Source organism: Psychrobacillus sp., from assembly GCF_032154225.1.
Classification (GTDB): Bacteria; Bacillota; Bacilli; order Bacillales_A; family Planococcaceae; genus Psychrobacillus.
The window spans coordinates 1-17,111 of record NZ_JALDYF010000003.1; the positions used below are offsets into that span (position 1 = coordinate 1).

General features: G+C 37.3%; 18 protein-coding genes and 1 tRNA gene. 1 reads left to right on the forward strand and 18 read right to left on the reverse strand.

Going from position 1 to position 17,111, the window contains the following annotated elements; all coding sequences use genetic code 11:
• Positions 1-58: 58 nt before the first annotated feature.
• From RUH95_RS05685 to acpS, 13 genes are all read right to left on the reverse strand, one after another.
• A tRNA-Asn gene (locus tag RUH95_RS05685) sits at positions 59-133 on the reverse strand.
• Positions 134-198: 65 nt separating this feature from the next.
• Positions 199-684, reverse strand: a complete 486-nt coding sequence (locus RUH95_RS05690) for a SprT family protein (protein ID WP_313891871.1) — start codon at positions 682-684, stop codon at positions 199-201.
• A 69-nt stretch (positions 685-753) separates the two neighbouring features.
• The gene (locus RUH95_RS05695) at positions 754-2,922 is read right to left on the reverse strand and encodes a Tex family protein (RefSeq protein WP_313891872.1); all 2,169 of its coding nucleotides are present in this window, start codon (positions 2,920-2,922) and stop codon (positions 754-756) included.
• A gap of 116 nt (positions 2,923-3,038) precedes the next feature.
• Entirely contained in the window at positions 3,039-3,824 is a 786-nt protein-coding gene (sigB, locus tag RUH95_RS05700; protein ID WP_313891873.1) for an RNA polymerase sigma factor SigB, read from the reverse strand.
• Positions 3,802-4,272: an anti-sigma B factor RsbW gene (gene rsbW / locus RUH95_RS05705; protein WP_313891874.1), complete on the reverse strand. Its 471-nt coding sequence runs from the start codon at positions 4,270-4,272 to the stop codon at positions 3,802-3,804. The genes sigB and rsbW overlap by 23 nt, the downstream gene beginning before the upstream one ends.
• Positions 4,259-4,600, reverse strand: coding sequence for an anti-sigma factor antagonist (locus RUH95_RS05710; protein ID WP_313891875.1), 342 nt, complete (start codon positions 4,598-4,600; stop codon positions 4,259-4,261). The genes rsbW and RUH95_RS05710 overlap by 14 nt, the downstream gene beginning before the upstream one ends.
• A gap of 66 nt (positions 4,601-4,666) precedes the next feature.
• Positions 4,667-5,668 (reverse strand): PP2C family protein-serine/threonine phosphatase, encoded by a 1,002-nt coding sequence (locus RUH95_RS05715; protein ID WP_313891876.1) that lies wholly within the window; start codon positions 5,666-5,668, stop codon positions 4,667-4,669.
• Between the two features lie 14 nt (positions 5,669-5,682).
• The gene (locus RUH95_RS05720; protein ID WP_313891877.1) at positions 5,683-6,084 is read right to left on the reverse strand and encodes an anti-sigma regulatory factor; all 402 of its coding nucleotides are present in this window, start codon (positions 6,082-6,084) and stop codon (positions 5,683-5,685) included.
• A 196-nt stretch (positions 6,085-6,280) separates the two neighbouring features.
• Positions 6,281-6,631, reverse strand: coding sequence for a type II toxin-antitoxin system PemK/MazF family toxin (locus RUH95_RS05725; protein ID WP_313891878.1), 351 nt, complete (start codon positions 6,629-6,631; stop codon positions 6,281-6,283).
• A gap of 4 nt (positions 6,632-6,635) precedes the next feature.
• Positions 6,636-6,917, reverse strand: coding sequence for a transcriptional regulator (locus RUH95_RS05730; RefSeq protein WP_313891879.1), 282 nt, complete (start codon positions 6,915-6,917; stop codon positions 6,636-6,638).
• A 132-nt stretch (positions 6,918-7,049) separates the two neighbouring features.
• Positions 7,050-8,156 carry an alanine racemase gene (gene alr / locus RUH95_RS05735; RefSeq protein ID WP_313891880.1) on the reverse strand — a complete coding sequence of 369 codons (1,107 nt, stop codon included), beginning with the start codon at positions 8,154-8,156 and terminating at the stop codon, positions 7,050-7,052.
• A gap of 68 nt (positions 8,157-8,224) precedes the next feature.
• Positions 8,225-9,241, reverse strand: coding sequence for a LolA family protein (locus RUH95_RS05740; protein ID WP_313891881.1), 1,017 nt, complete (start codon positions 9,239-9,241; stop codon positions 8,225-8,227).
• A 58-nt stretch (positions 9,242-9,299) separates the two neighbouring features.
• A complete protein-coding gene (gene acpS / locus RUH95_RS05745; RefSeq protein WP_313891882.1) occupies positions 9,300-9,653 on the reverse strand; it encodes a holo-ACP synthase in 354 nt (117 codons plus the stop codon).
• Between the two features lie 68 nt (positions 9,654-9,721).
• On the opposite strand from acpS, the gene RUH95_RS05750 reads away from it, so the two are divergent.
• Complete coding sequence (locus tag RUH95_RS05750) at positions 9,722-10,345, forward strand: rhomboid family intramembrane serine protease (RefSeq protein ID WP_313891883.1); 624 nt, start codon at positions 9,722-9,724, stop codon at positions 10,343-10,345.
• Here RUH95_RS05750 and RUH95_RS05755 read toward each other — a convergent pair.
• The 5 genes from RUH95_RS05755 to RUH95_RS05775 all read right to left on the reverse strand — a co-directional run bounded on the left by RUH95_RS05755 (position 10,337) and on the right by RUH95_RS05775 (position 17,108).
• Positions 10,337-11,842: a PH domain-containing protein gene (locus RUH95_RS05755; RefSeq protein ID WP_313891884.1), complete on the reverse strand. Its 1,506-nt coding sequence runs from the start codon at positions 11,840-11,842 to the stop codon at positions 10,337-10,339. The genes RUH95_RS05750 and RUH95_RS05755 overlap by 9 nt on opposite strands.
• Complete coding sequence (locus RUH95_RS05760; RefSeq protein ID WP_313892199.1) at positions 11,832-12,311, reverse strand: PH domain-containing protein; 480 nt, start codon at positions 12,309-12,311, stop codon at positions 11,832-11,834. The genes RUH95_RS05755 and RUH95_RS05760 overlap by 11 nt, the downstream gene beginning before the upstream one ends.
• 792 nt (positions 12,312-13,103) lie before the next feature.
• Positions 13,104-14,660: a degradosome RNA helicase CshA gene (gene cshA / locus RUH95_RS05765; RefSeq protein WP_313891885.1), complete on the reverse strand. Its 1,557-nt coding sequence runs from the start codon at positions 14,658-14,660 to the stop codon at positions 13,104-13,106.
• Positions 14,661-14,996: 336 nt separating this feature from the next.
• On the reverse strand, positions 14,997-15,713 hold the full coding sequence (locus RUH95_RS05770) for an alpha/beta hydrolase (protein WP_313891886.1): 717 nt from the start codon (positions 15,711-15,713) through the stop codon (positions 14,997-14,999).
• Positions 15,714-15,737: 24 nt separating this feature from the next.
• Complete coding sequence (locus RUH95_RS05775) at positions 15,738-17,108, reverse strand: UDP-N-acetylmuramoyl-tripeptide--D-alanyl-D-alanine ligase (protein WP_313891887.1); 1,371 nt, start codon at positions 17,106-17,108, stop codon at positions 15,738-15,740.
• Positions 17,109-17,111: the final 3 nt, after the last annotated feature.

Sequence of the window (17,111 nt, forward strand, 5' to 3'; positions counted from 1 at the left end):
ACCCGTGTTACCGCCGTGAAAGGGCGGTGTCTTAACCGCTTGACCAAGGGGCCATGAATGGCTCCGAAGGTAGGACTCGAACCTACGACCAATCGATTAACAGTCGATTGCTCTACCACTGAGCTACTTCGGAATAATTTGTCGTAACTTGTATCACTCGACTTTTATTATTATAAAGAGCCTTTCCTAAAACGTCAACTACTTTTTTAGAATTTGTTTAGTTTTCTTGTAAGAAACTAAATTCAAGTCTCCGTAACACTTGCCACACCTGTATTTGTTCGTATTTAATCTAATTTTCCGATTATATAACAGTGAGCATTTAGTGCATCTATATGTATAGACTTTAGCGTTTTGTCGTCTTTGAGGTTCAACTAGTGTCGAGCAGAATCTTGGAGAATCTGTTTTATTCAACAGCTCCCTAAAATCCGCATCTCTATGTTTATAACCCTTTCCTTCTATATGTAAATGATAATGACAAAGCTCATGTTTAATAACTCCAACCAATTCGATTAATCCATGTTTTTCAAAAACTAAAGGGTTTACTTCTATATAATGCGTTCGCAACATATATCTCCCCCCTGTAGTTCGAAGACGATTATTAAAATATGCTTGATGTTGAAAGTCTTTCCCAAATACCTCTTTTGATACATTACATACTAGTTCATGAAGCTGATTATCTGTCATTCCACTCTCTCCTATAATAAAAGAGCTTGTCTGGCGAATAAAAACAATTCACCAGACTTTACTCATTTTCTACTCTTGTTGTTCTGGAGGAAGCATCGTTAAAGAAATTCTTCCTTTATTTGTATCGTGCTGTTCGACCCACACGGTTACGATGTCACCTAGTGCCACTACTTCAAGCGGATGCTTGACGAACCCTTTTTTTAGTTTAGAAATATGGACTAGTCCATCTTGCTTAACTCCAATGTCTACGAAAGCTCCAAAGTCTACTACATTCCGAACTGTTCCTTGGAGTTCCATTCCTTTTAATAAATCTTCCATTTTCAAAACGTCTTTTTTCAAAATTGGCTGTGGAAATGCTTCGCGCGGATCACGAGCAGGCTTGATCAATGTATCCACTATATCTTTCAATGTAATTTCACCAATTTCTAATTCCTTACTTACTTCTATAATATCAATGTTCTTAAGTGCTTGTTCAGCATCCTTAGAACCGATTTGTGATTTTTTTAGCCCCGCTATTTCTAAAATTTGTTCTGCTGCTTTATAGCTTTCAGGATGAATTCCTGTAGCATCAAACGAATTTTTAGCATCAGGTACTCGCAAGAAACCAATTGCTTGCTCATACGTTTTAGCACCTAGACGCGGAATTTTTTTCAATTGGGCTCTAGATGTAAATTTTCCTTGCTCGTTTCGTAAGTTTACTACATTTTCAGCAACTGTTTTCGATAAGCCTGAAACATATTGTAAAAGAGAGGCAGATGCCGTGTTTACGTTCACTCCAACTTGGTTAACTGCAGTTTCTACTATAAATGAAAGCGACTCTGATAATTTCTTTTGAGATACGTCATGTTGATACTGACCTACACCTACTGCTTTTGGATCTATTTTTACTAACTCAGCTAGGGGATCTTGCAGTCTTCTTGCAATGGAAACTGCACTTCGCTGCTCCACTTGTAAATCAGGAAACTCATTTCTAGCAGTTTCTGATGCTGAATACACACTCGCACCGGCTTCATTGACAATAACGTAAGCTACGTCTCCGTCAACTTCCTTTAAGCAGTCTACGATAAATTGTTCTGTTTCTCTCGAGGCTGTACCGTTCCCTATAGCGATTAATGTTATCGGGTACTTTTTTAAATATGAAAGAACCTTCTTTTTCGATCCTTCCACATCCATTTTTGGAGCATGCGGATAAATAGCCGAAACTTCCATTAGCTTTCCTGTATCATCTACTACTGCTAATTTACAACCTGTTCTATAGGCTGGATCGACACCAAGAATTACTTTTCCTTTTAAAGGCTGTTGCAATAAAAGGCTTCGCAAGTTTTCTGAGAAAATATGAATAGCTTGTACTTCTGCTTTTTCTGTCAGTTCTGTTCGAATTTCTCGCTCAATAGATGGCTGTATTAAGCGTTTATACGAGTCTTCGATTGCAAGTTCTACTTCTCCAACAGCATCACTAGATGTAGCTGTTGGTATCCATTGGTTTTTCATGACATTCGTTGCTTTGTCAGTTGGAACTTGGATACTCACTTTTAATACATCTTCTTTTTCTCCTCTATTTATAGCGAGTATGCGATGAGGGACTATCTTCTTTACTAGTTCTTCGTATGCGTAGTACATTTCAAAAATATTTTTCTCATCTAGTTCTGTTTTTTTAACAGAGGTTACTACCATTCCGTCCGCGTGAGAAAGTTTTCTTATTTGCTCTCTAATCTGCGCGTCATCAGCAAACTGCTCCGCAAGAATGTCTCTCGCACCTTGCAATGCTTCCTCTATAGTAAGTACTTCTAATTCTTCATTTAAATATTCTGTTGCAAACTGTTGAACGGATTCTTTTGGGAAAGTTAAAAGGATACTTGCCAATGGCTCTAAACCTTTTTCTTTCGCAATTGTTGCTTTCGTTCTTCTCTTTTGTTTATACGGTCGATATAAATCCTCAATACGTTGTAATACAGTTGCATTGTTAATCGCAACGGTTAGTTCTTCTGTCAATTTTCCTTGCTCATCTATTAAGCGAAGTACTTCTTCTTTTCGTTGTTCTAGTTGCTGTATGTAGTTGTAGCGATCTTCGACGGCCTTTATTTGGACTTCGTCTAATGATCCCGTTTGTTCTTTCCTATATCGGGCTATAAAAGGAACTGTATTTCCTTCTTCTAAAAGTTTGATCACTTGTTCAGCTTGCGTTGTTTTCACGCCTGTTTCATTAGCAACGAGCTGTAGCATTTTTTTAAATTCCAAAACAAACACACCCTTTCCATATAAACTATATTTTAACACAAAAAAGGTTCCCCTATTCTACTAGGGTAACCTTTCTGTGATATATATAGCATTATCATTTGGCTCTTAGCTTCCCTTCAAACTTCTGATTTATCTAAAGCTAATATGGCTTCTTGCAATTTTTTTATCGCTTTCCTTTGTATTCTAGAAACATGCACTTGAGAAATGCCTACTCTTTCTCCCACTTCTTTTTGGGCTAGCCTCCCCATGTATGTAAGCTGTATTATTTCTTTTTCACGTTCATTTAGAACATTTAATGCACTCTCTACAACTAAACGCTGATCCGTTTCTTCAAATTCGCTAGCTACTTCTCCAATAATATCGAATAATGTAGTAGTACTATCTCCAGATTCCGAACCTAACACTTGATCCATTGATTGAGTCTGATAGCTCTGCCCCATTTCCATCGCCTCTAGTACATTCTCTACTTCTTCCATTAGATAATCTGCAATTTCAGCAACTAAAGGAGATCGTTGAAGCTCAATTGTTAATACTTCTACAGCAGCTCTTATACGAGGTCCTAACTCTTTTACTCTTCTAGGAACATGCACTGCCCATGTTTGATCTCGTAAAAAACGTTTAATTTCTCCCATGATAGTCGGAATAGCAAATGCTTCAAATTTTTTTCCAATTGATGAATCGTATCTTCTAATCGCCCCAAGCAGACCTAACATACCTACTTGTACCATATCTTCATGATACGACTTACCATTTGAATACTTCCATGCAATAGATTCAACCAATTTTGTATAGTGTATAACTAGCTTAGTTTGTGCTTCTTCATTTTCTGTTTCTTGATATTCTTCAATCCATCCTAAAACTTGCTCTTTGGATGGATCGTTAGGAAGTGAGGTGTTCGACATTTTGATCCACCTGCTTTATTCCGACATGCTTCGTCATAAATACTGTAACACCTTCCTCGTGGTGAATTTTCACTTCATCCATTAACGTCTCGATTAAATATATTCCGAGTCCGCCTTCTCGCAGAATAGATGCTTCTTCAAGATTATGATAAGGTCCAATTTTAGCTTTTGTCTCTTCAAAATTAAAGCTTTTCCCATGATCTGTTACCATAATTTCCATCTTCTCTTTATACAAAGCGCATCCTATTACTACTTCTCCATCTTCATCGGCAGAATACGCATGTTGAACGGCATTTGTAATTGCTTCACTCGCTGCAAGTTTCAAATCTTCAATATCGTCATATGTAAAACCAACTCGATTCGCTAATCCTGAAATCGTTAAGCGGGCTACACTGACATATTGCGTCTTGGCAGGCACACGAATCTCCACATAATCAAACGGTTTCATCTATCATCACCTCTTCACGTGTTTGAATATCCATAATCTCAACCAAACCAGTAATATCAAACAATCGTTTCAAACGAGAGGAAAGACCAGTTAATTTTAATTGGCCATTTAAAGCGTTTACACTTTTATAAATTCCTACAAATACACCCAATCCCGTACTATCCATATAGGATACATCCGTTAAATCTAGTTCAATCAATATATTTTCTTTTAAAGAAATATCCAATAAATTCTCTCTTAGAACTGGTGCTGTAAAAGCATCAATCTCCCCTTTAATAATACCTTTTACGTTCATATTTTTTTCGAATAATTCAACTGAAATGTTCATACAAGCATCCCCCTATCTTCGCTACATAGTACTTTATACCACGTGATAACCAATACTAAACATGATTCATCCTTCTTTTTTCAAAATGACTAACGTGAAATCATCACGCAACTCAAAATCTTGTAGTATTTCCAACTCGTGAAATACATGTTCTACCATTTCCTGTGCCGTTTCTTTTTTTACTCTCTCTATAATCTCCATAACTTTCTTTTGTTCGATAAAACCATCATTCGAACGACATTCTGTCACTCCATCTGTCATCATAACGATGAAATCGCCTTCTTCTAAAACAATCGAATGTTGCTCGTACTTAACGTTCGGAATAACTCCAAGCAATAACCCCTTCGCTTGAAGCTCTGTAAATTTTTTCTGCTTCGCACAATAAAAAAGAGGAGGCTCATGTCCAGCCGATGCATGTGTAAATTCACTTCGAAGCGTGTCATACCTACCATAGAACATAGATATAAACATAGAATCAGTAACACTTTTTTCTACAATCCGATTAATAACATCCAGTACAGTGATTGGATCTGTTTTTGCCCCATTTAAACTGTCCATACCGTATTTAATCATAGACATACAAAGTGCTGCAGGAATTCCTTTACCAATAACATCAGCAACAGCAATTCCAATGCTTGTCTCGTCGCTTAAAAAGTAAGCATAGTCCCCATTCATTTCTTTCGCCGGAACAGAAATCATTCCAATATCTAAACCATCCAAATTAGGGATTTTTGTTTTTAATAACGTTTTTTGAACATTTGCAGCAAGTTCCATTTCCATTTTAAAATTTTCTTGTATTTGAATTAACGCCTTATGCTCCTCCAATGCCAGCCCATATCGAATCATCACTTCTATTAAAAAATCAAAAGAATGAAGGGCATCCTTTGGTAAAGTAGGAATTAGTTCTTCCAAAGAGGCTTTATGTATGCTAATTACTTCTTCCGGTGAAATATTTTTTTGAATAAGCTGTTTACTAAAATTTTGCCCTTTATATAAATTTTGTTCTGTCTGTCTTAATGTGTATTGCTCTAATATTTCTTTATACTGCCTTTTGAACTCTTGAGGCATCTTTTTATCACCACCTATCTAAGCCATTTTGTAGCACTAATCTTAGTACCTTCTCCAATTACAGTGTCGATTTTGAAGTCGTCCATTAAACGCTTTACTCCAGGTAGCCCAGCCCCAAGTCCTCCAGATGTCGTATAACCATCATCTAGCACTTTGCGAACATCTAAAATACCTTCTCCTTCGTCTGATGCAATAATAAGTAGCCCTTTAAGATCGCCTTCTGTAATTTGCTGTATCTGTATATTTCCTTTTCCTGCATACAAGTAAATATTACGTGCAAGTTCACTAATCGCTGTTGTTATTCTCGCTTGGTCAACAGTCCCAAAACCTAGCTCTTTCGCTTTATTCCTCCCAAGTTTTCTTGCAGCAACAATGTCCTGCTCCTTTATAATTTCAACAGAAGACCTCGTGTTCATAATTGATCAGTCCTCCAATTCTTGTTATAAACTAATAACTTCATTGTACTGAATAATGAATTATTTTTCACCTTTTTCATTTAAACTAAATAGCTAAGCTCCGAAGTTAAACTATTAATTAGTAAAAAACTCTTTTTTAAACAATAAAAAACACAATGTGTATTTGTCGGTTACACATTGTGTTCTTAGCTATGTATTAAAATTTTACAATTCCTAAACTTATTGCTAAAGCATGATCTACTTGTTCCATCACATCTACATCGAGATGTGTGATTTTATCCGTTAGCCTCGATTTATCTATCGTTCGTAACTGCTCCAGCAATATAACAGAATCTCGTTCGAATTCATATTTTTTTGCGTTAATTTCCACATGTGTTGGAAGTTTCGCTTTTTGAATTTGCGCAGTAATTGCTGCAATAATTACAGTAGGACTAAATCGATTACCGATATCATTTTGAATCACCAGAACGGGTCTTGTTCCACCTTGCTCGGACCCGATGACTGGCGATAAATCTGCAAAAAAAACGTCACCACGTTTTACGATCAAATTTTCATCCTCCGCTTACGAGTCGCTCCGTCGTATGTTGTGCTTCATATTCCGCATGTAAACATTCTGTACAAATAGATAAGTTTATATGAGACATTTCAACATAACCTTTTATCATTGCTTCTCTTATAAGATTTGATTGGCCTTTCTTTAAATATTCATTTGCCTGTGCACTAACGAAATTTTCACTACCAGTTAACGTTTGTTTAACTGTTTGTACTCCTTCATTAACCATTTGCTTAGGAAGTTCTAAAATAGCTTCCTTTTTATTTTTCTCTATTACCACAGCAAACACCTCCGACAAAACATTTCCCTATCTGACACTATACGTTCATCTTACCATTGCGGGAGGTGAATTAAAAGACATAATAAGCAACGTTTAGACAAAATGTGCATTTAGGACTGCTTTGCCGAATATTTATTTACTGTATATTCTTGGGATTCTACTAGATAATGTGCAACAAACTTCATAAGGTATTGTTTCTAATGCATCTGCCCATTCTTCGATTCGAATTTCTTCTGAATGTTGTTTCCCTATTAATACTACTTCTTCCCCAATTGGAACTTGTTCCTTTAATCGAACCATGCATTGATCCATGCAAATTTTACCGACAATCGGCAGTCGTTCTCCTCTTATTAAAACAAATTGGTTATGCAATTTACGCAGTAAACCATCTGCATAACCAATCGGAAGGGTGGCAATCCATTCGTCTTTTTCAGCAGTGTACATTGTTCCATAGCCAATAGAAGTGCCTTTTTCTACTTTTTTCACATGCGTTACTTCCGTATGTAACGAAAGAGCTTTTTCAAAAGGAAATGGCAAATTTTCTTCCATCCAGAGAGAAGGGGCTACTCCATACATCGAAATTCCAAAACGAACCGCATCCAAATGCTGAGTAGGAAAATGGAGCGTTGCCGCGCTACTTGCAGTGTGTACAATTGCCGGTTTTTCTGGCAATAAAGAAAGTAAGCGCCAGAACTTATTCACTTGCTTTTGAAAGTAAACATCTGACTCTTCGTCTGCCGTTGCAAAGTGAGTAAAAGCACCAGTAATTTGGAGCCAGTCATTTTGTTGGATAAAAGAAATCGCTTCTTTTAATTCATCTTCTTGCGCAAATCCGATTCTACCCATTCCACTATCCATTTTTATATGGACTTTAACCGGATGAGCAGTCGGTTTAAGTGTTTGAAGCCATTCGAGTGAATACGCTGTAAGTGTAATATTATGTGTAGAAGCTGCTTGTAAAAAAGAAGCTGGAGCTGCTCCGAGTATGAGGAGTTCAGCTGTAATTCCTGCCTCTCTTATACGAAGTGCTTCTTCTGGTGTTGCAACAGCAAGCATTGTAGCACCTGCTGCTAGCGCTGCATATGCTACTTCAATATCACCGTGCCCATAAGCATTTGCTTTTATTATCGCCATTATATTCGTATGAGTTGGCAAGGTTTTCTTTAGCCGCTGAATATTTGCTTGAATTGCTTGTAAGTTTATATGAATGAATGTTGGTCTATAATATTCTTGCGACATTTTGCTTCCCTCTTTTTTAAAATCAATTTAAATTTATTATCCGCTTAATGGGATTCTCAAGTCAATTTTTATTTCAATTCGGTACCAGTCATTGATGCTGCAACTTCAATCATTTCATCTTTACTTAAAGTCGTAGAAGCAATGAAGAAAGACATACCATTTTGTTCCCATGAAATCGATTGATCTGTTATTGCTGCAATTGCAAAACCAAGGTCTACAGGATCACCAGGTGCAAATACCGGTATAGTCGATGAGTCGCCGTCATTGCTTAGTTGTTGAATAATCGTAAACTGCTGATCTCCACTTGCTGTTAATACAACACGTTTTTGTCCATCTACTTCTAATACTTTTTCATCGATGATGTGTACATTTTCTTTAAGAACAGGGTAATACGTTTGGAATTCAGGGATTTCTATTTCAGCAGACGCTTCCACTGATTCTCCAGTATTATTTCCTGTAGGAGTTTGCTCAATTTTGTATTCGGCAGCTGCACGCGTTTTACCAAGTGACACTTGTTTAAATTTAATATTGATTTGCTCTTCTTTGTTTTCATTCAAAATAGAAACGGATGTCGGAAGTAGCGTTTTCTTATCGATATAAATTCGTTGCGTTGGCAGCATGTTTTTATGATTATTACTCGTTTTTGTTTCAAATACATATTTGTTTCCTTCTTCTTTAAATGTAGAGCCTTTATCTTTTTTAATGTCTTGAGCCAATGAACCTATTAAATAGGCTTGGCTATTTTCGTTTGGCCATTTACTTTGGAATTTATACGTTTTGTTGAGAGCAGGTGTTACAACGAAAACACCTTCTGTATTACGCACAATCATTTGTGTATTTTCTGCATTGGAATCCGAAACTTTCACTCGGTAAAAATCTGGTTTTGTATGCCACACTTCTACTGCATACTTTCTTGGTTCTTGACCAGTCAGTATACTCATCTCCGCAGTCAATTCATACCCTTTTGCATCATTCCATTTACTGCTCATTTTCTTTAATACGTCTTCTTTCGATTGAGCCCCACATGCAGAAAGTAACAGGATCATCGTTAATGCAAATAACATTTTAGCCAGTCGGCTTTTCAATCAGTCCATCCTTTCTATTATCACTGCGTTCGTTCATTGTATGTAGTTGGACTAACAGTTATGATTGCAGAATTACTTGAGCAGCTGCATATTCTTTTGAATGTGTAATCGATACAAACCCATTTACTTCCTCTCCTTTGAAGAAAAGGCTTGGTTTGCCGCTAGGTTCACGTAGAATTTCAATATCTTGAAAGCTACATTCTTTTCCAATACCAGTTCCTTTTGCTTTCGAAAAAGCCTCTTTTGCCGCAAATCTTCCTGCTAAAAATTCTATTTGTCTTTGTGAGGATAAATCTTTCATCTGCTCTAATTCTTTTTGTGTTAATACTCGTTCCGCAAATTTTTTCGTTTTAGCTGTAATCGATTGAATTCTTTTCAATTCTGTAATATCTAATCCAATTCCAGTTATCATGAATGTTTCTCCTTTCCATTTGTTGCGTATACAGGCTATACTATTAGTAGAAAATCTGAGGTGACCATATGTTTATAAGAAGAGAGAACTTTAAACAATACATTAAATCTTACCCTGTTGTTTCAACTTTATTGGCGTTGAATATTCTTATTTTCATCGTCACGAGCCTTCCAATCATTGGAGAACCACTTTTCAATAAAGGAATCGGATTCAATTTGCTCATAAGCGAAGGGGAATATTGGAGATTAGTTACTCCTATGTTTTTACACGCTAGTGTAATCCATTTGTTATTTAATATGTTTTCTTTGTATTTATTCGGACCTGAGCTGGAGCATATCGCAGGTAAAGCACGCTTTTTAACAGTGTATATGTTATCTGGTCTAGTTGGAACTATTGCTTCTTATTTCCTTCATGAGTGGAACTATATGCATGTAGGTGCGAGTGGAGCAATTTTCGGTATACTTGGAGCTTTTGGTGCTTTAGTTTATTACACGAAACATATTATGCCACAGTTAAAGCAAGTCATCGTACCACTGATTGTTATTGGTGTTATTATGACATTCGTACAATCGAATATCAATGCGACAGCCCATATCTCGGGATTAATAACAGGTTTTATAGTCGGATTAAGTTATTTTCATCCTAAACGTATTGCTGCATGGAAAAAAAGAAAGAACAGCCATTTAAAATGATGGCTGTTCTTTTTCTATAGTGCTTTTCTTCAATGGTTCATACCAACTTAAAATCTGATCTGCATCTTCTTTTTCTATGCTAGGAACAGTTGTAGTTGCTCCTCCTACACCTGATTTAATCGTTAATTGAATCGACGATACATCCGATTTTTTTTGGAAATACGTTGTATGCTTTGTCATCGATTGAATTCGTCTTTTCTCCACCCAAACTGTCACTTTACTAAAGGTTCTATATTGTGCAATTAATCGCTGATTTTCAATGGCATATCCCGCCGTTTTATGTTGCCATACGCCAAGTAAAAATGTAAGCGGGAATAGCAGTAGCGCAAATAGTCCATATGGATAGAAAAAATAACATACTGCTGCAGCCACTGGAATTATCCAAATAAAATCTAAGCGATAGAAAAATTTTCTCGATCTTTTTGGTACTCTAGTGAAATTCGGTTCAAGTGGCAACTCCGTAAAAATTTGCTCCAGTATTGGATTGATTTTTGATTTTTTTATAAGAGGAAGCAAACGAATTGATTCATCCTTCTCTGCAAGCGAACCCCCTGCACTATCTACAATAACTGTTGCGTAACCAAAAAGTTGGCGAAGTGGATTTTCAACAATTCGTATCCCTTGAACTCTAGACAGAGGAAGTGTTATTTTCTTTTTCTCCAATAACCCTCTAGTCATAATAATTTCTTCGTCTTCGATAATAATAGTAAATGCATAGTAGTTGATTAGCGTAAGTACGACAGAAACTAGCCATGCAACTAATAACAAAGCAAATATAGCAAGTGCAATCATTAGCACACCAAATCGGATAAATATAACTAATTCACTGTAGATTGCTTCATAAGGAATAAACTCTGAGAACTGTGAAGCGAAAACAGCGATACCCGAAAAGAATACCCCAACTCCGCCTGATGTACTAGCTAATATAAGCAAGTCTTTCATCGACATGCGAAAAATAGATAGCGTTTCGTCTTTTTGCTCTTCTACTTCTAAAATAACTTCATCTACATGCACAGATTGCTTATTTTTTGCATGCATCATTTCTTTTTTTATTTGTTCGGCAGCATTTTTTGTAATGGCTGTTAGTTCGGCATCCGCTTCTTTCGTCGGACCGCCTCCAGCAGTTTCCACCTTCACTTTTACAAGTCCAAATGGTCTATGAAAAATACCTTCTGTATAGTTCAAGCTTTGAATACGCTCAAAAGGTATATATCGTTTTTTCTTAACAAAAAGCCCATACTCAATGCGTAATTCTTCTCCCTCAAACCAATATCTAAAGCGTTTCCACTTAATAATTCCACTTATTAGCAGGGAGATTAAAACAACTGCGTAAATAGCGTAGGATATATAAGAATACCAACTGCCATCTCCACCACTTTTCCCAAATCCATTCGCAACTATAATCACAATAAAAGGAAGTATTAACTCTTTTAATACTTTAACAAAGTTGATAATAGCAGTTATTGGATGCAGTTTATATTTTTCATTAGACATCATCTTCCGCCACCCTTGCAAGCACCGAAATTCTCCCTCGGAGTTCATCTGCTTCAGCTGTAATAAGAGCTGGAATCGTATGACTTGTTGCAGCTGTAGAAATTGTAATGGACGCCAAGTCATATTTTCTTAGGATTGGCCCTTGCTCCGTGTCTACATGCTGTACACGAACCATTGGTACTAGCGTGCGTTTCACGACAAATAAACCGTGTTGTAATTCAATTTCTTGCTCTCGTACTTCATATCGCCAGCGAGTCCAACGTACTTTAGGGAATAAATAAATCAGCAAAAATGCTATAAGTACAAAAACTCCTGCTGCTACTATGTATATCCACATATAATTGCCAGTGAAGTAGTTAATCACACCGGCACCTATACTAATGAGCAAAACAATAAATGCTTGCAAAACTCCGTAAATTCTCCAAACTCGAAGCCCTTTTTCAGATAACCGATTAATTGGTTCTGTTCTCATCATATGCACCTCTTCTCTAGTAATTGTATACGAAATTGACGACAAAATGTTTCAATTTTTAAATTTATTCGCCCCAAAGCTTAGGAAGAATCGGCCAAAACGATGCCCAGTCCTTTAAGTACACAGCATCTTAGTGAAATAGTTTCTGTCTCACTCTAGGCTTCACATTTGGTTATACGATGTATCCGTGAAATTTTTAAAGCTTGTTGGTCATCGTATGGCAATTGTTCGCCTTCCGCTCGTTAGAAACTTTAGTGCCAAGTTGTTAAATACTTTTGGCAATAGAAGAAGCAAGTGACATTCTATCTAGTATGAAGGTCGCCAAAGATACAATTTTGGCGACTCTTTGTAAGTTTTTAGAAAGCGACACTTCTACATTTGGACAAAAATGGAGAAGTTGATGACAAATTTACTTCGCACGAAAATTGTCGGTCTATTTCTAACTAGAAGTGCAGATAAATTTTTTTCTTCCTCTTTCATGAAAATGGTTAAGTAGAAAGAACATGTTTAAATCTCCATAAATAGTATGGATGTAGTAAAAAGCGGCGACTCCAGTGGGAACAGCGATGTTTTCTGCGACGAGTAACCGCAGGAGCATCTTTGCAGCGACGAGGAGATTGAAGCCGTGCCCGCGGAACGCGTCCGCTGGTAATGGAATCCACTCCATCCATTCCTATAACTTTCTTACTCTCTATATGTACCCTAAATCCAGTGTTCATGGTACATTTTTATATACTTTCTCTAAAAAAAGGGTGACTCGAATTCGAGTCACCCTTTTTAATGATTATTTAATTAGCTTTCACGACGTGGAGAGCGAGTTCTGCTGCTTCCGCCACTGTTGTTGCTGCTACTACCGCCGCTGCGTTGTGTAGAACCATCACGTGGTCCACTGCTGCGACGTGAGCCACTGCGTTCGTATCCACGACCACCTGATGAAGAGCTACGTCCGCCTCCACCACCGCCGCTGCGATTACCTTTGTAACCACCACTACGACCGCCACCGCCGCCGCCGCTACGTTCTCTACGAGCAGGAAGTGGACGTTCTTCAGAGATAGATACAGGAGTATCGTCTGGTTCTTTAGTCATTGATTTTAAAGCTGCAGCAATTACATCTACTGCTTCGAATTTTTCAAGCATTTCCGTTGCTAATACACGGTAATCGCCTAAATCATTTTTCCCAACAATTTCAGATAAAGTTTCAATAGCTACACGTTGTTGTCCAACTAATGCTTCATCAGAACTTGGTGGAAGAAGTGGAGTCATACGTTTTTTCGTAGTATCTTCTACAATACGTAAGTAACCCATTTCTCTTGGTGTTACGAAAGTAATTGCCATTCCACTTTTCCCTGCTCGTCCAGTACGACCGATACGGTGAACATAGCTTTCTGGATCTTGTGGAATATCAAAGTTATAAACATGCGTTACGCCAGAAATATCTAATCCACGTGCTGCTACATCAGTTGCAACAAGGATATCAATTTTGTTTTCTTTAAATTGTTTTAATACTGACATACGTTTCGCTTGGCTTAAATCACCATGGATTCCTTCTGCTAAGTAACCACGGATGCTTAAAGCATGTGATAATTCATCAACGCGACGTTTTGTACGACCAAAAATAATTGCAAGTTCTGGTTGGTGAACGTTTAAAATACGTGATAATACATCGAATTTTTCACGTTCTGTTGCTTTTACGTAGAACTGCTCAATATTTTCAACAGTCATTTCTTTCGATTTGATTTTAACTACTTCCGGTTCTTTCATGAACTTTTCAGCAATTTTACGAATAGGTCCTGGCATTGTAGCTGAGAACAATAATGTTTGGCGTTCATCCGGAACACTTTCTAAAATCGTGTTAATATCTTCGATGAAGCCCATGTTAAGCATTTCATCTGCTTCGTCCAAAATAAGTGTTTCTACGTGATCAAGCTTAAGTGTACGACGGTTAATATGGTCTAAAATACGACCAGGTGTACCTACGATTACTTGTGGTTTGTTTTTAAGTGCACGGATTTGGCGACCAATTTCTTGTCCACCGTATACAGATAAAAGACGAACTTTTTTATCATATCCGATTTTATAAAGCTCTTCTGAAACTTGGATTGCAAGTTCACGTGTTGGAGCGATAATTAATGATTGGATATTCGGGTTTTTAGGATCAATTTTCTCGATCATTGGAATACCAAATGCTGCTGTTTTACCAGTACCAGTTTGTGCTTGACCGATAATATCGCGGCCTTCCATAGCAAACTTAATAGTACCTTCTTGGATTGGTGTTGCTTCTTCAAACCCCATACGTTGTACAGATTTTAATGTTGAAGCACTAATATTTAATTCTGAAAAATTTGTCAAAATTGTTAATCTCCTTTTGTCTCTGTTTTGACAAATGGTTACATTTTCAGATGAAATTGCGGCAAATTCGAGCCTATACGAGGAACGTTTCCGTTACTTAAAATTCTCTGTGGTTTACAGGTCAGAGGGGTCTTATATAAAGGGAAAGCCCGGTCTTTTGCCGAGCGGTTCGTTAAAGAGGGTCATCATACCCAACGATTTCAACAAACCGTTATGTTCAAAAAAAAGTACTCTTCATCAATTGCTGAAGAGCCTTCACACAAAATGTATCCATTGCTTTCTATATTCTAGCATGCATTAGAAGCAGTTGCAATGAATTAGCAACTGTTGTAATTATTAGATAATATTTTCTTGTGTTTTCAATTCAACACTTAAAAATTCAAATACTTTTTTAAACCAGTCCTCACAGTCATCGCAGTAGCAAATATGGTGTTTTCCAGTGTCTGAATAGATAAGTTCTTTTTGTTCCGAACCTATCTGATCGAACAAAAACTGCGCGGTTGTATATGGTACTATTCCATCTTTTTTCCCTTGAACTAGACAAACCGGTATTTTAATGTTGCCATAATAAGGCTCGACCATCCGCACCAAACGCATAAACTCTAATGTGGCCAGTATTGGTGTATCTTTGAACTTTTTTGAATATAACTTGTACAACTTACTATCCTCTAGTTTTCCGGATATTGCATCTTTCGCTACATCACGAATATCCTGAATTAGCTGAGCAGGGTGAACATACTTTGCCGCAGCGCTCAATAAAATAAGCTTGTCTATTTTATAACGATTTGCTAAATATAAAGCAATGACGCCACCCATTGAAAATCCAATGACAAACACGCGATCCACTTCTTTTTGAAGCTGTCTAAGTGCTAATTCCGCTCCCATCATCCAATTCTCAGCCGATAACTTTTTTAACTCTAGCACTTCTCCATGGCCAGGAAGTATAGGGACAACCATTTTCCAATCTGTATTCACTTGTAAAAAATCAACAAGTGGTTGTACCTCATATGCCCCACCAGTAAATCCGTGAATAAAAAGGACGCCAGTTTTCATATTGTCCCTCCCCCTTTCCCATCATTATTTTTGAAATGGTTCTATCACTTTTTCTAACGCAATACCTCGTGAACCTTTTACTAAAACAATTGTTTGTTCATCTATTTGTTTGCCTAAAAAGGAAATAAGCGCGTCATAATCATTTTCTAACCAAATGATATGTTCATCCTTAAATTGACCGACAAGTTTTTCATAAAGCCATTTCATTTTCGGTCCAAATAAACAAACACCTGTAAATACATCACTTGAAATATATGCGCTTATTTCTTCATGGTACTGCTTTTCATTCGCCCCAAGTTCTAGCATATCGCCAAGCACTAACCACTTTTTCGGCTTAATCGACGACTTTTCCAAAAAGGAAATAGCTGCTCGCATCGAGGTTGGCGCAGCATTATACGCATCATTAATGAATATAGCTCCGTTTGTTGCTTCAATTACTTGCATCCGCATATCTGTTAATACAATTCGCTTCAAAGCATCTCGCATTTGCTCAGTGGTTAGCCCTACTTCTTTTCCGATCAATAAAGCCGCCAATGTGTTTTTCACTTGATGCTCGCCAAGTACAGGAATCGTCATTTCTTCATTTAGCTCACCACTTACACGAAAAGCACTGCCTCGCTCTGTAAAATCAACTTGGACGATGCGCAAATTATTCTGTTCACCTACACCAAACGATTTTGACATAATAGTGGGTGCTCCTTGCACGAAAGGAATTAATAATGGCTCATCGCCATCATAAAATAATCTCCCTTGCTCACTTAGCCCTGAAATTATTTCAAACTTCGCTTTTGCAATTCCTTCTCGTGAGCCAAGATCTTGCAAATGTGCTTCCCCAATATTCGTAATGACTACATAAGTTGGTTTTGCAAGGTTCGATAGAAACTCAATTTCGCCGAACGAGCTCATCCCCATTTCCAATACTGCAAACTCTGTATCTTCTTCTAATGAAAGAATCGTTAAAGGAAGTCCTAATTCATTATTAAAATTTCCTTCCGTTTTTTTCACAAGGAAATAAGGAGCAAGCATACCAGCTACTAAATCCTTTGTAGACGTCTTTCCGTTTGAGCCAGTAATTCCGATAAATACAGCATTCAACTGCGCTCGATATGCTTCCGCCATTTGTTGAAGTGCTTTTTCAGCATTTTCTACAAACAATAAAGGAACATTTTGCGGAGGATTCGGTTCATCCTTTAACCAAAGAGATGCAGCAGCACCTTTGTCAAATGCGTCCTGCACAAAACGATGCCCATTTACATGTTCTCCGCGAAACGGGATAAATAAATCGCCAGCTTGCAATGTTTTTGTATTAATAGAAACACCTGTTACGAGAGGATCTTTTTCATAAGATCCTTCGTAACCTAACCAATTTGCAATTTCAGAAAATCTTTTCTTCAACTT

Excerpts from the sequence above, each read along its gene's own strand:
- rsbW (WP_313891874.1), bottom strand. The coding sequence starts at position 4,272 with ATGAAACCGTTTGATTATGTGGAGATTCGTGTGCCTGCCAAGACGCAA.
- RUH95_RS05750 (WP_313891883.1), top strand. The coding sequence starts at position 9,722 with ATGTTTATAAGAAGAGAGAACTTTAAACAATACATTAAATCTTACCCT.
- RUH95_RS05770 (WP_313891886.1), bottom strand. The coding sequence starts at position 15,713 with ATGAAAACTGGCGTCCTTTTTATTCACGGATTTACTGGTGGGGCATAT.
- alr (WP_313891880.1), bottom strand. The coding sequence starts at position 8,156 with ATGTCGCAAGAATATTATAGACCAACATTCATTCATATAAACTTACAA.
- RUH95_RS05755 (WP_313891884.1), bottom strand. The coding sequence starts at position 11,842 with ATGATGTCTAATGAAAAATATAAACTGCATCCAATAACTGCTATTATC.
- acpS (WP_313891882.1), bottom strand. The coding sequence starts at position 9,653 with ATGATAACTGGAATTGGATTAGATATTACAGAATTGAAAAGAATTCAA.
- RUH95_RS05720 (WP_313891877.1), bottom strand. The coding sequence starts at position 6,084 with ATGAACACGAGGTCTTCTGTTGAAATTATAAAGGAGCAGGACATTGTT.
- RUH95_RS05710 (WP_313891875.1), bottom strand. The coding sequence starts at position 4,600 with ATGAACATTTCAGTTGAATTATTCGAAAAAAATATGAACGTAAAAGGT.
- sigB (WP_313891873.1), bottom strand. The coding sequence starts at position 3,824 with ATGTCGAACACCTCACTTCCTAACGATCCATCCAAAGAGCAAGTTTTA.
- RUH95_RS05760 (WP_313892199.1), bottom strand. The coding sequence starts at position 12,311 with ATGAGAACAGAACCAATTAATCGGTTATCTGAAAAAGGGCTTCGAGTT.
- RUH95_RS05715 (WP_313891876.1), bottom strand. The coding sequence starts at position 5,668 with ATGCCTCAAGAGTTCAAAAGGCAGTATAAAGAAATATTAGAGCAATAC.
- RUH95_RS05690 (WP_313891871.1), bottom strand. The coding sequence starts at position 684 with ATGACAGATAATCAGCTTCATGAACTAGTATGTAATGTATCAAAAGAG.